The organism is Streptomyces sp. NP-1717 (genome assembly GCF_022695985.1).
In the GTDB taxonomy this organism is placed as follows: domain Bacteria; phylum Actinomycetota; class Actinomycetes; order Streptomycetales; family Streptomycetaceae; genus Streptomyces.
The window spans coordinates 1-12,671 of sequence record NZ_JAAPBF010000213.1 but is presented as its reverse complement, the minus strand read 5'-3'; the positions used below and the strand labels follow the sequence as shown (position 1 = coordinate 12,671).

At 70.5% G+C, this 12,671-nt stretch carries 13 protein-coding genes; 6 read left to right on the top strand and 7 right to left on the bottom strand.

Annotated elements, in window-relative coordinates; genetic code table 11:
* Positions 1–1,358 (bottom strand): phosphoenolpyruvate carboxylase (locus GXP76_RS29130; RefSeq protein WP_374363004.1); only part of this gene is annotated, 1,358 nt, incomplete at its 3' end.
* Between the two features lie 225 nt (positions 1,359–1,583).
* Here GXP76_RS29130 and GXP76_RS29125 point away from each other — a divergent pair.
* Together GXP76_RS29125 and GXP76_RS29120 are read left to right on the top strand one after the other, a co-directional pair.
* Positions 1,584–2,603, top strand: a complete 1,020-nt coding sequence (locus tag GXP76_RS29125) for a fatty acid desaturase (RefSeq protein ID WP_242574605.1) — start codon at positions 1,584–1,586, stop codon at positions 2,601–2,603.
* A complete protein-coding gene (locus tag GXP76_RS29120; protein ID WP_242574604.1) occupies positions 2,600–3,295 on the top strand; it encodes a TetR/AcrR family transcriptional regulator in 696 nt (231 codons plus the stop codon). The genes GXP76_RS29125 and GXP76_RS29120 overlap by 4 nt, the downstream gene beginning before the upstream one ends.
* Positions 3,296–3,379: 84 nt before the next feature.
* Here the strand turns inward: GXP76_RS29120 and GXP76_RS29115 are convergent, their stop codons facing one another.
* On the bottom strand, positions 3,380–4,204 hold the full coding sequence (locus GXP76_RS29115; RefSeq protein WP_242574603.1) for a trans-aconitate 2-methyltransferase: 825 nt from the start codon (positions 4,202–4,204) through the stop codon (positions 3,380–3,382).
* A 131-nt stretch (positions 4,205–4,335) separates the two neighbouring features.
* Between GXP76_RS29115 and GXP76_RS29110 the strand changes: the two genes are divergently transcribed.
* Positions 4,336–4,833, top strand: coding sequence for a MarR family winged helix-turn-helix transcriptional regulator (locus GXP76_RS29110; protein WP_078076909.1), 498 nt, complete (start codon positions 4,336–4,338; stop codon positions 4,831–4,833).
* A 253-nt stretch (positions 4,834–5,086) separates the two neighbouring features.
* Here GXP76_RS29110 and GXP76_RS29105 read toward each other — a convergent pair whose 3' ends face one another.
* Positions 5,087–5,857: a response regulator transcription factor gene (locus GXP76_RS29105; protein WP_242574602.1), complete on the bottom strand. Its 771-nt coding sequence runs from the start codon at positions 5,855–5,857 to the stop codon at positions 5,087–5,089.
* Positions 5,858–6,113: 256 nt separating this feature from the next.
* On the opposite strand from GXP76_RS29105, the gene GXP76_RS29100 reads away from it, so the two are divergent.
* Positions 6,114–6,557, top strand: coding sequence for a GNAT family N-acetyltransferase (locus GXP76_RS29100; RefSeq protein WP_242574601.1), 444 nt, complete (start codon positions 6,114–6,116; stop codon positions 6,555–6,557).
* A gap of 15 nt (positions 6,558–6,572) precedes the next feature.
* Here GXP76_RS29100 and galK read toward each other — a convergent pair whose 3' ends face one another.
* The 3 genes from galK to galT are packed head-to-tail and all read right to left on the bottom strand — an operon-like array spanning position 6,573 to position 9,738.
* The gene (galK, locus tag GXP76_RS29095) at positions 6,573–7,730 is read right to left on the bottom strand and encodes a galactokinase (protein WP_242574600.1); all 1,158 of its coding nucleotides are present in this window, start codon (positions 7,728–7,730) and stop codon (positions 6,573–6,575) included.
* A complete protein-coding gene (galE, locus tag GXP76_RS29090) occupies positions 7,727–8,695 on the bottom strand; it encodes a UDP-glucose 4-epimerase GalE (protein WP_242574599.1) in 969 nt (322 codons plus the stop codon). Before galE ends, galK begins: the two co-directional genes overlap by 4 nt.
* Positions 8,692–9,738: a galactose-1-phosphate uridylyltransferase gene (gene galT / locus GXP76_RS29085; RefSeq protein ID WP_242574598.1), complete on the bottom strand. Its 1,047-nt coding sequence runs from the start codon at positions 9,736–9,738 to the stop codon at positions 8,692–8,694. Before galT ends, galE begins: the two co-directional genes overlap by 4 nt.
* 217 nt (positions 9,739–9,955) lie before the next feature.
* Here galT and GXP76_RS29080 point away from each other — a divergent pair, with 217 nt between their 5' ends.
* Complete coding sequence (locus tag GXP76_RS29080) at positions 9,956–11,638, top strand: sodium:solute symporter family protein (RefSeq protein WP_242574597.1); 1,683 nt, start codon at positions 9,956–9,958, stop codon at positions 11,636–11,638.
* A gap of 20 nt (positions 11,639–11,658) precedes the next feature.
* Complete coding sequence (locus GXP76_RS29075) at positions 11,659–11,964, top strand: hypothetical protein (protein WP_242574596.1); 306 nt, start codon at positions 11,659–11,661, stop codon at positions 11,962–11,964.
* 70 nt (positions 11,965–12,034) lie between these two features.
* Here GXP76_RS29075 and GXP76_RS29070 read toward each other — a convergent pair.
* The coding region (locus tag GXP76_RS29070; RefSeq protein ID WP_242574595.1) for a LuxR C-terminal-related transcriptional regulator at positions 12,035–12,671 on the bottom strand (637 nt) is incomplete at its 5' end.

Genomic DNA, 12,671 nt, shown 5'->3' with positions numbered 1-12,671 from the left:
AGCTTCTGCCGGTACTCGCGCGGCATGTCCGCGTACCGCCAGGACTCCTCGCCGAGGCGGTCGAAGAGCTGGCCGAGCGCGTGGTGGTGGGCGTCGGCGTGTTCGCGTACGTCCATGGTGGCGAGCTGGAGCCCGAACGCGGCAAGGGTGCGGATGGTGCGGTCCATGCGTCCGTCGGCGAAGAGGCCGCCGCGGTGGGAGCGCAGGGAGTCCTGGATCAGGGTGAGGTCTTCGAGCAGCTGCGAGGTGCCGAGGTAGTCGCGGCCGGCGCTGTGCGGGGTGCCCTTGGCGAGGCGCTCGCGGGTGTTGACGAGCTTCTGCCGGATGCAGGTGGCCTTGAGCCGGTAGGGCTCCTCGGCGTTGAGGCGCTTGTAGCGGGGGCTGATCTCGGGGAGGCGGTCGAGGTCGGTGGCGAGCGAGTCGAGGAGTTCCTGGGTGGCGCCCGCGTACCGGATGGAGTTGGAGAGCTGGCCGCGCAGCTGGTCGATGAGTTCGAGCGCGTCGGTGATGCCGTGTTCGTGCTGGAGGATCAGCACTTCCCAGGTGACGGCGGGGGTGACGTTCGGGTTGCCGTCGCGGTCACCGCCGATCCAGGTGCCGAAGCTGAGGGGGCGGGTGCCGGAGGGCAGTTCGACGCCGACGCGTTCGAGTTCGGCGACGAGGTCTTCGAGGACGTCGCCGACGGCCTCGGCGTGGAGTTCGTCGAGGTAGTAGATGGCGTTGCGGGCCTCGTCGGCGGGCTCGGGCCGTACGACGCGCAGTTCGTCGGTCTGCCAGATCAGGTCGATGGACTCGGCGAGCCGCAGGTCGTGGCGGCGCCGGTCGGCGGCGATGACGGGCAGTTCGAGGAGTTCGGCGATGCGGCGGAGCTTGTTCAGTACGGAGCGGCGCGCGGCTTCGGTGGGGTGTGCGGTGAAGACGGGGCGGACGCTGAGGTTCTTGACGGTGGCGCGCAGGTGGTCCGGGTCGGCGTCCTTGAGGCGGTCGGCGGTGCGGGCGAGGAGCCCGCCCTCGGCCTCGCGGCGGTCGCGCATCTCGCGGCCGCGGTGGACCTGCTCGGTGACGTTGGCGAGGTGGAAGTAGGTGGAGAAGGCACGGACGAGCTTCGCGGCGGTCTCCAGGTCGGTGTCGCCGAGCAGCGCGGCGGCTGCTTCGCCGTCCTCGCGGGTGAGGGCGCGGACGCGCTCGACGAGGTCGAGGAGTTCGGGGCCCTCCTGGCGTACGAGGGTTTCGCCGAGGAGGTCGCCGAGCCGGCGGATGTCGGAGCGCAGCTCGACGTTGGAGGTGGGGCCCTCGGTGTGGGACGGCCGGTCGGCCGGGGACCGGTCGGCGGTCGGGGTCTGGTCGGCACTGCTCACAGGTGCGGCTCCTTGCAGTGTTTGAGCACGTCGGGAGGAGAAGGTTCTGGAGAGATTGTTCGACCGGACCGCGCTGTCCGACGTCACAAGGATAGGTGTCCTTTGCGCGTCGTTATCCACAGGCCCCTTGTCGCGTGCCTCTTCGCTGCCATACTTACGTTGCCGTAGGTTACGCGCCCGTAGACGGGCAGATTGCCGCATTCCACACCTCCAGGGGACACACCCATGTCGACAAGCCCTGACGTTCTCGGCGACTCCTCACAGGCCCAGCCTGCGCCGGACGGTTCTTCCGCTCTTCCCACTCCCCCCACCCCTCCCGCTCCCTCCGCCACGCTCGGCGGGGAGAGCAAGCGTTCGCTGGAGCAGATCACGCTGCTCCTGTTCATCGTCGTGCCCTTCATCGCCCTGCTCGGCGCCGTTCCGCTGGTCTGGGGCTGGGGGGTGAGCTGGCTCGATCTGGGTCTGCTCGTGGCGATGTACTTCATCGGCTGCCATGGCATCACGGTCGGCTTCCACCGGTATTTCACGCACGGCTCGTTCAAGGCGAAGCGCCCGCTGCGGATCGCGCTGGCCGTGGCGGGGTCGATGGCCGTGGAGGGTCCGGTGGTCCGCTGGGTCGCCGATCACCGCAAGCACCACAAGTTCTCCGACGCGGAGGGCGACCCGCACTCGCCGTGGCGGTTCGGCGAGACGCTGCCCGCGCTGATGAAGGGCCTGTGGTGGGCGCACATCGGCTGGCTCTTCGACGAGGAGCAGACGCCGCAGCAGAAGTACGCGCCGGATCTGATCAGGGACCCGGCGATCCGGCGGGTCTCGCGGCAGTTCCTGCTGTGGGCGTTCGTGTCGCTGGCGATCCCGCCGCTGGTCGGCGGACTGGTGACGATGTCGTGGTGGGGCGCGTTCACGGCGTTCTTCTGGGGATCGCTGGTACGGGTGGCGCTGCTGCACCACGTGACGTGGTCGATCAACTCGATCTGTCACGCGGTGGGCAAGCGGCCGTTCAAATCCCGTGACCGGTCAGGCAATGTGTGGTGGCTGGCGGTCTTGTCCTGTGGCGAGTCATGGCACAACCTGCACCATGCGGACCCGACGAGCGCCCGGCACGGTGTGCTGCGTGGTCAGATCGACTCCAGCGCCCGGCTGATCCGGTGGTTCGAGGCGTTCGGCTGGGTGCACAGCGTGCGGTGGCCCGACGCCGGACGGCTGGAGGCCCGGCGGAAAATTGACCATCCCAACGCGGCATGATTGGCAACGTGGCGATCGACGGCGGTAAGAGCGACACCGACAAGAGCCGGACCCCGAGCGCGCCCGCCCGGCGCTCCCGCCGGGTGCGGATGACCGGTAAGGAGCGTCGCGAGCAACTGCTGGACATCGGCCGCACCCTGTTCGCCGAGAAGGGCTACGAGGGCACGTCGGTGGAGGAGATCGCGTCGAAGGCGGGCGTCTCCAAGCCGGTGGTGTACGAGCACTTCGGCGGCAAGGAGGGTCTGTACGCGGTCGTGGTCGACCGGGAGATGCGTCAGCTGCTCGACATGGTGACGAGTTCTCTCACGGCGGGCCATCCGCGGGAGCTGTGCGAGCAGGCGGCGTTCGCGCTCCTCGACTACATCGAGGAGTACACGGACGGTTTCCGCATCCTGGTCCGCGATTCGCCGGTGGCGCAGTCGACGGGCACGTTCGCCTCGCTGATCAGCGACATCGCCACGCAGGTCGAGGACATTCTCGGCATGGAGTTCAAGGCCCGCGGCTTCGACCCGAAGCTGGCCCCCCTGTACGCGCACGCCCTGGTGGGCATGGTGGCGCTGACGGGCCAGTGGTGGGTGGACACCCGCCGCCCGAAGAAGAACGAGGTGGCGGCGCATCTGGTGAATCTGGCGTGGCACGGCCTCGGCAATCTGGAGGCCAAGCCGCGGCTGATAGGGCACCGCAAGGTCTGAGGGCGAAGCAGGACCCGACCACCGGGGCCCCGGGATGTTCCGGTGGCCGGGTCCCTCAGATCGTCGGGTCGTCCACGCCGGCGATCATCGGGCGCGCTTTCTCGCCACCGCGAAGATCCGGCGGAACGGGAACACCGTGCCGTGCGGGCCGGGCGGATAGGCCTTGCGGAGCAGGTCGCCGTACTCGCCGAGGAACTCGGCCGCCGCCTGCGGGTCGTCGGCGAGTTCGGTGAGGACGGGCCGCAGGGCGGTGCCCTTGACCCAGTCGAGCACCGGGTCCTCGCCGGAGAGCAGCTGGAGGTACGTGGTCTCCCAGGCGTCGGCCGTGCAGCCGAGGTCGGTGAGGCGCGTCAGGTACTCCGCCGGGTCGAGGATGTGTACGAAGCGCCGGCCGTGGCTGTCGAGGCGGCGGCTCCAGCGCGGGGTCTCGCACAGTTCGCCGAGGAGCGCGTGGCTGGGGGCGGTGAAGTTGCCGGGGACCTGGAAGGCGAACGTGCCGCCGGGGGTGAGGCCGTCGATCCAGGCCGGGAAGGACTCGGCGTGGTCCGGGACCCACTGGAGCGCGGCGTTGGAGACGATCAGGTCGTACGGCTCGTCGGGGGTCCAGTGCGCGGCGTCCGCGGCCCGGAAGTCCAGCCGGCCGCCGCCGGGGGTGGGGCCCCCGTACTCCTTCTCGGCCTGTTCCAGCATCTCGGCGGAGAGGTCGAAGCCGGTGATGTGGGCGGTGGGCCACCGTTCGGCGAGGAGTGCCGTGACGTTGCCCGGGCCGCAGCCGATGTCCGCTATGCGGGCGGGCCGGTTTCCGGCCGGCAGCTCGGGGATCCGGCCCAGCAGGTCCAGGAACGGGCGGGTGCGGTGGACGGAGTGGTGGAGGTACTGCTGCGGGTCCCAGGTCGGTGCCGAATGCATGTGCGAAGTCCCCTCGGGATACGGAGCGGACGGGCCGATTCCCGTCCGCGCCCGACCATGCCCAAGCCTGCACTCAAGTATATCTTGACGTCAAGAGACTTCATGTCGACAGATCCTCTAGACTGATCGCCATGGAGGACGAGGTCGACCGTCTGGTCGCAGCATGGCGCCGGGAGCGGCCGGACCTCGACGTGGAACCACTTGAGGTGCTCAGCCGCGTCAGCAGGCTCGCGCGCCATCTCGACCGGGCCCGGCGCCTCGCGTTCTCCGAGCACCATCTGGAGCCGTGGGAGTTCGACGTCCTGACCTCGCTGCGGCGGGCCGGCGCTCCGTACCAGCTCTCACCCGGCCAGCTGCTGACCCAGACCCTGGTCACGTCCGGCACGATGACCAACCGCATCGACCGGCTCGCGAAGAAGGACCTGGTCGAGCGGCTGCCCGACCCCAGCGACCGGCGCGGGGTCCTCGTACGGCTCACCCCCGAGGGGCGCGACCGCGCCGACCAGGCGCTGGCCGGGCTGCTCGCCCAGGAACGCGCGATCCTCGCGGAGCTGTCGCGCGGGCAGCGCGGCGAACTGGCCGCGCTGCTGCGCCGGTTGACCGCCCCGTTCGACAACATCCCGGGCTGACCCTCGGCCCCGGGCCCGGCCCACGATACGGACAGGCTCCGTATTACGAGCCCAGGTCCAGTCCGGTGGACAGGGCCCGGACCGTGTCTGACCGATAGCGCCGTCCGCCCGCAGGGCGGGGCGCGCGGCGGCCGGTGCGTGCGATCGCGAGGCGGAGGACCAGCCTCGTAGCGGACGTACTCGGTGACCGACGACAACGCGGCGCACGTGCGTGCCGGGCGTCGCACGCCAGGTGGGCCGCGTCAGACACGCCCTAACCCACCCGCACCGCCTCCGTGTCGCCCAGGTCCGCCGGGCCCACTCCCGCGCGGCGGGCCAGTGCGACCGCCGCCAGTGTCGAGTGGACACCGAGCTTCCCCAGCACGTTCTGCATGTGCGTACGGACCGTGTGCGGGGACAGGAAGAGGCGCTCGGCCACCGCCTTGCGCCCCAGGCCCGCCACCATGCAGCGCAGTACCTCCAGCTCGCGCGGTGTCAGCGAGTCGACCAGCCGCTCGCTGTCCGTGCGGTGCTTGCGCGCGGCGGTCAGCTCCCGCAGGACGTTCGTCAGCAGCGCGGGCGGCAGATGCGTCTCGTCGCGCAGGACGCCCCTGATCACCGCCAGCAGCCGCTGCAGCGAGCAGTCCTTGGCGACCCAGCCGGACGCGCCCGCCTGGAGCGCGAGCGCCGCGCGGCTCGGGTCGTCCTTCTCCGCGAGGACCACGCAGTGCACGGACGGCTGTCCCGAACGCACGCCCGCGACCAGCGAGATGCCGTCGACGAGCCCCAGACCGGCCTCGCCGCTGTCGGGTACGGCGCGGGCGACCGGACCGGCCCCCGCTCCCGCGACGATGCCGAGGTCGGCGTCGACCAGCATCACGTCGTACGGGCGCCCTTCGGTCGCCGCCCGCTCAAGACAGCGCAGCGCGGCGGGACCGCTGCCGGCGGCCGCGACGTCCACGTCGGGCTCCGCCGCGAGGGCGGCTGCCAGCGACTCGGCGAATATGCGGTGGTCGTCCACCACGAGAACCCTGATACGCACCAATTGACACCCCCAGATGTCGGGGCGCGGACGACGCGGGTACGGCGCCCGGTGGGGTGAGTTCGCGTCGCGTGGACACTGATGCCGCCACGGCCGCCGCCGTGCGGCTGCCCACCCACCCCGGGCGTCGTACCCGACTGTCTCGCTTCCCTGAACAGCACCGGCCCCCACCGGTGCTGTGCATCAGCGTACGGGCGGGCGCCGGGAGCGGAAGACTATTTACAGAACTGATCAGCAACGGCTGGTTAGGGTGGGGCGCATGTTCCGTCTTGAGACAGAAGTCGACAACGAACGACGGGCGTTGCTGCACGAACGGATGCGGGAGACGAACACGGCCAGATCGGCGGTGCTCCGGGAGCTGCGGGGATCGGCCGACGACGAGGAGTTCCCGCTGCACGTGTGGCTGACGGAGGAGTCGACGGGCGCGCTGGCGGGCGGTCTCGCGGCCCATGTGTGGGCGCGCTGGCTCCATGTCGACCTGCTGTGGATCGACGAGACGCACCGCGGCACGGGTCTCGGCACGGGACTGCTGACGGAGGCGGAGGACCTGGCCCGCGCCCGGGGCTGCACCCACGCGCGCCTGGAGACCTGGGACTTCCAGGCGCCCGCGTTCTACCGGCGGCAGGGCTACGACCTGGCGGGCCACATCCCCGACTACCCGCCAGGCGTCACGGAGTTCCTGTTCACCAAGCGCCTGACCTGAGCCGCGGAAGACCGCTCAGCTCACCCGGTGCGCCCCCCGTGACGGGACCGCCGGGAAGACACGGGGCGCCGTGTGGCCCGCGGTCGCGAACGCCTCCAGGACCGCCTTCGTCACCGTGTCCGCGTCCGCCGCCTCGACCAGGACGACCGCCGAGCCGCCGAAGCCGCCTCCCGTCATCCGCGCCCCGAGCGCGCCGGCCCCGACCGCCGACGACACCACGAGGTCCAGTTCGGCGCACGAGACCCGCAGGTCGTCGCGGAGCGAGACATGGCCCTCGACCAGGACCGGGCCGACCGCGCGGACGTCGCCCGCGTCGAGGAGGCCGATGACCCGCTCCACCCGGTGGTTGTCGCTCACGACATGGCGGACGCAGCGGCGTACGTTCTCCTCCTCGCCCGCCAGCCGCTCCAGCGCCGCGGGCAGATGCGCGTACTCGACCTCACGCAGCGTGCGCGCGCCGAGCGCCCGCGCGCCGGCCTCGCAGGCGGCGCGCCGCTCCGCGTACGCGCCGTCGCCCAGGGAGTGCTTCACCCGGGTGTCGACGACGAGCAGTTCGAGACCGACGGCGGCCAGGTCGAAGGGGACCTGGCGCTGCGAGAGGTCGCGGGTGTCGAGGTGGAGGGCGTGCCCGTCGGTGCAGCAGGCGGAGGCCATCTGGTCCATGACGCCGCAGGGGACGCCGACGAACGCGTTCTCGGCGCGCTGCGCGAGGACCGCCAACTCAGGTGCCGGCAGGCGGAGTTCGTAGAGGTCGTTCAGCGCGAGCGCGGTCACGACCTCCAGCGCCGCCGACGAGGAGAGTCCCGCGCCGGTCGGCACGGTCGACGCGAGGTGGATGTCGGCGCCGGGTATCGCGTGGCCCGCCTCGCGCAGCGCCCATACGACGCCCGCCGGATACGCGGCCCAGCCGGTGTCGGAGAGCGGCACCAGCTCCTCGACGCGCAGCCGCACCACCCCGCCGGGGGTGTCGGCGGAGTGCACGCGCAGCACGCCGTCCGTGCGCCGCGAGACCGCGGCGACGGCGGTGTGCGGCAGCGCGAGCGGCATCACGAAGCCGTCGTTGAAGTCGGTGTACTCGCCGATGAGATTGACCCGGCCGGGCGCGGCCCACACACCCTCGGGCGCCGCGCCGTACAGCTCCTCGAACCCGTCGGCCACGCTCGGACCACTCACCTGGGTGTCTCCTCTCGGCGTGCGAACGCCCACGCGTCCGCGACGATCCCCGCCAGGTCGGCGCGGGTCGGTGTCCAGCCCAGGCGCTCGCGCGCGGTGGCGGCGGAGGCGACCAGGACCGCGGGGTCCCCGGCGCGGCGGGCGGCCGCGACTTCCGGCACCGGGTGCCCGGTGACGGTACGTACGGTCTCGATGACCTCGCGGACGGAGAACCCGCTGCCGTTGCCGAGGTTGCAGATCAGGTGCTCCCCCTCGGCCGCGGCCGTCAGGGCGAGCAGGTGCGCGTCGGCGAGGTCGGCGACGTGGATGTAGTCGCGTACACAGGTGCCGTCCGGGGTCGGGTAGTCGTCGCCGTACACGGAGACCGACTCCCGTGTGCCGAGGGCGACTTGCAGGACGAGGGGGATCAGGTGCGATTCGGGGTCGTGCCGCTCGCCGTAACTCCCGTACGCGCCCGCCACGTTGAAGTACCGCAGCGAGACCGCGGCGAGCCCGTGCGCCACGCACTCGCCGCCGATCATGTGGTCGACGGCGAGCTTGGTGGCGCCGTAGGGGCTGGTCGGCGCGGTCGGGTCGGTCTCGGTGATCGGGGTGGAGACGGGCTCGCCGTACGTCGCGGCCGTCGAGGAGAAGACGAGCTTGCGTACGCCCGCCGCGCGCATGGCCTCCAGCAGCGCCATCGAGCCGCCGACGTTGTTGTCCCAGTACTTCTCGGGTTTGGCGACGGACTCGCCGACCTGGGAGGAGGCGGCGAAGTGCAGGACCGCGTCGTAGGAGGGGTCGAGCCACTTGACCGCGTCGTGGACCCGGCCCTCGACGAATTCGGCGCCCTCGGGGACCGCTTCGCGGAAGCCGGTGGAGAGGTCGTCGAGCACGGTCACCTCGTGCCCGGCCTCCAGCAGATGCGTGGCGACCACGCTGCCGACATACCCCGCGCCACCCGTCACCAGATATTTGCCACTCACGCGCTCGCTACCTCTCGCAGTCGCTCGGCCGCGGTCTCCGGCGGTACGTCGTTGATGAAGACGTCCATCCCGGACTCGGATCCCGCGAGGAACTTCAGCTTGCCCGACGTGCGGCGGATGGTGAAAAGTTCCAGGTGGAGTGCGAAGTCGTGGCGCCCCGGTTGGCGCAACGGCGCCTGGTGCCAGGCGGAGATGTACGGCGTCGGCGGCTCGCCCGCGCCGAAGATCCGGTCGAAGCGCCGCAGCAGCTCCAGATAGACGGCGGGGAACTCGGCGCGCGCCGCCTCGTCGAGGCCCCGCAGGTCCGGCACCCGGCGCAGCGGGTAGAGGTGCACCTCGTACGGCCAGTGCGCCGCGTACGGCACGAAGGCCACCCAGTGTTCACCCGTGAGAATCACCCGTCCGGCGTCGCGCTCGCGCTCCAGGACGTCGTCGAAGAGGTTGCCCCCGGTCGCGGCGCGGTGCTCGGCGACGGAGCGGGACATCCGTTCGGTTCGGGGGGTGACGAAGGGGTACGCGTAGATCTGCCCATGCGGGTGGCCGAGGGTCACGCCGATCTCGGGGCCGCGGTTCTCGAAGCAGAACACCTGCTCCACCTGCGGGAGTTCGGCGAGTTCGGCGGTGCGGTCGGTCCATGCGTCGAGGACGAGACCGGCCTGTTCCTCGGTGAGGTCGGCGAAGGAGGCACCGTGGTCGGAGGTGAAGCAGACGACTTCGCAGCGTCCGGAGTCCCCGGCGAGGGAGGGGAAGCGGTTCTCGAAGACGACCACGTCGTAGTCGCTGTCGGGGATCTCGCTGAGCCGGCCCGCGGCGGTGTCGGTGGGGCAGAGCGGGCATTCGCCGGCCGGCGGGTGGTAGGTGCGGCCCTGGCGGTGCGAGGCGACGGCGACCGCGTCGCCGAGCAGCGGGTCGCGGCGGATCCCGGAGGTGGTGGAGATCGGTTCGAGGGGCCGCCGGTCCACGGCGTCGCGTACGGCACCGTCACGGGAGTCGTAGTAGATCAGCTCCCGGCCGTCGGCGAGCGCCGTCACCGTCTTCTTCATCGTCTTCTTCCTCCGGCCGCACCCGAGCCCGCACCCAAACAGAACTAAACATAACTAACCACGAGCCAACACCTACGTCAACGGCTGCGACACTCGATCACGATCGAACAAAGAACACCATCAAAAGTGTTCAGTTTCGTTAATAGGAGGCGTAAGTTCCACGGAGTCATTGCAGGCTCCACCGACGAAACGTTCACGCGACGAAGCGGGTACCCCCATGCAGTCCCCCACGTACTACCTGGCCGAAGGACTTCGGCTTCCCACGAACGGCCTCGACTACGCGATCCTGGCGATCTACTTCATCGTGGTCCTCGGCATCGGCTTCGCCGCCCGGGCGAGCGTCAAGACCAGTCTCGACTTCTTCCTCTCCGGCAGATCACTGCCGGCCTGGGTCACCGGCCTCGCGTTCGTCGCCGCCAACCTGGGCGCGACCGAGATCCTCGGCATGGCCGCGACCGGCGCCCAGTACGGCGTGGCCGTCGTCCACTGGTACTGGATCGGCGCGATCCCCGCCATGGTCTTCCTCGGCCTGGTGATGATGCCGTTCTACTACGGCTCCAAGGTGCGGTCCGTCCCCGAGTTCCTGCTCCAGCGCTTCGACAAGTCGGCGCACCTGCTCAGCTCGGTCCTCTTCGCCTTCGCCGCCATCCTCATCGCGGGCGTCAACCTCTACGCCCTGTCGATCGTGGTCGAGGCGCTGCTCGGCTGGCCCCAGTGGGTCTCGATCGTCGTCGCCGGGTTCTTCGTCCTCGCGTACATCACCGTCGGCGGTCTCTCCTCGGCGATCTACAACGAAGTGCTCCAGTTCTTCGTCATCCTCGCGGCCCTCATCCCCCTCACGGTCCTCGGCCTCAAGCGGGTCGGCGGCTGGGACGGTCTGACCGGCTCGCTGAGCGCGAGCAAGGGTGACAACTTCCTGAGCGCCTGGGGCGGTACGGGCATCGGCGACGCCAACCCGCTCGGCGCCAACTGGCTGACGATCATCCTCGGCCTCGGCTTCGTGCTCTCCTTCGGCTACTGGACGACCAACTTCGCCGAGGTGCAGCGCGCGCTCTCCGCCAAGAACCTCTCCGCCGCCAAACGCACCCCGCTGATCGCCGCGTTCCCGAAGATCTTCATCGTCTTCGCGGTGATGATCCCCGGCCTGGTGGCCGCGGTGATCGTGCCGAAGATAGGCACGGCGGGCTCGGACCTCACGTACAACGACGCGATACCGCTGCTGATGCAGGAGTTGCTGCCCAACGGGGTGCTCGGGCTCGCCGTCACGGGTCTGATGGCCGCCTTCATGGCCGGCATGGCGGCGAACGTGTCGTCGTTCAACACCGTCTTCACCACCGACATCTGGCAGAAGTACGTGGTCAAGGACCGCGAGGACACGTACTACCTGCGCTTCGGACGGCTGATCACCGCGATCGGTGTCATGGCCTCCGTCGGCACGGCGTTCATCGCCGCCAGCTTCTCCAACATCATGAGCTACCTCCAGACCCTGTTCTCCTTCTTCAACGTGCCGATGTTCGTGGTCTTCATCATCGGCATGTTCTGGAAGCGGGCCTCGATGAAGTCCGGTGCCTGGGGTCTGGTCGCCGGTACGACGGCCGCGATGGTCAACTACTTCTGGATCTACAAGCAGGGCGTCATCGACATACCCAGCGACCAGGGCGCCAACTTCGTCTCCGCGATCGTCGGCTTCGTCGCCGGCGCGGTGGTGATGGTCGCCGTCACGCTGTTCACCGCGCCGAAGCCGGAGTCCGAACTCGCGGGCCTGGTCTACGGGACGACGTCACCCGGCATGTCGGAGGCACCGGCCGAGGGCGACGACGCGTGGTACCGCAGGCCCGCCCTGCTCGGCTGGGGTGCGATCGTCCTCGCCGCGGCCTGCTACATCCCGTACTCGTTCTGACAGAAACGGAGGCACACACCATGTCCGACCTGCACAAGGAAGTCTCCGAACTGGAGAGCAAGTCCGCCACGGCGGCCCGCCTGTTCGACATCCGGCTCATCATCGGCGGTCTGTTCACGCTGTACGGGGTGATCGTCACCGTCGCCGGTGTCTTCGTGTCCGACGCGGACATGGAGAAGGCCGAGGGCGTCAACATCAACCTCTGGACGGGGCTGGCGATGCTGGCGCTCGGCCTGTTCTTCCTGGGCTGGATGAAGCTGCGCCCGACGGAGATACCCCCGCCGACCGCGGCGGACGGAGCGGACGCGCCCGGCGACGGGAAGTAACCGCCGCGCGGCCCGCCGCCGCGCCTCGTCCCGATCGCCGGACCGGCCGCGCACGCGGCCCGTCCGGCGATCACTCGTTCATGGCCCGGTCCAGCAGCCCCGTCCGCGCGGCCAGCGCCGCCGCCTCCAGCCGGGAGCCCACGCCCAGCTTCATCAGCACCCGCTGCACATGCGTACGGGCGGTGCTCGGCGCGATCCCCATACCGGCGGCGATCAGCCGGGTGTCCTCCCCCTCGGCGACCCGCACCAGCACCTCGACCTCGCGCGGTGTGAGCATCCGCAGCAGGCGCTGCCCCTCGTCGTCCGGCTGGGCCACCGGATTCAGCAGTTCGGTGAACGCGCCCTGCAACAGCCCCGGCGCCACGGCCGCGTCGCCCGCCCGCGCCTTCACGATGGCCCGCTCCACGCCCTCGATGCGTTCGTCGTGCCGTACGTATCCGCACGCCCCGGCCGCGAACGCGGCGGCGATGCCGCGCGGATTCGGCACCGGCCCCAGGACCACCACCGCCACCTGCGGGCGGTCGCGCCGGATCCGTACGATCGGGTCGAAGGCGCCGGGACCGGCCGGTGCCGCCGTCCCCATGAGGCACACCTCGGGTGCCCGGCTCACGACCAGTTCGGCGGCGCCGGCCGTGGGCGCGGCGGCGGCGAGCACCCGGTGCCCACGCAGTTTCAGTGCCGAGGCGAGCGCCTCGGCGAGCAGTCGG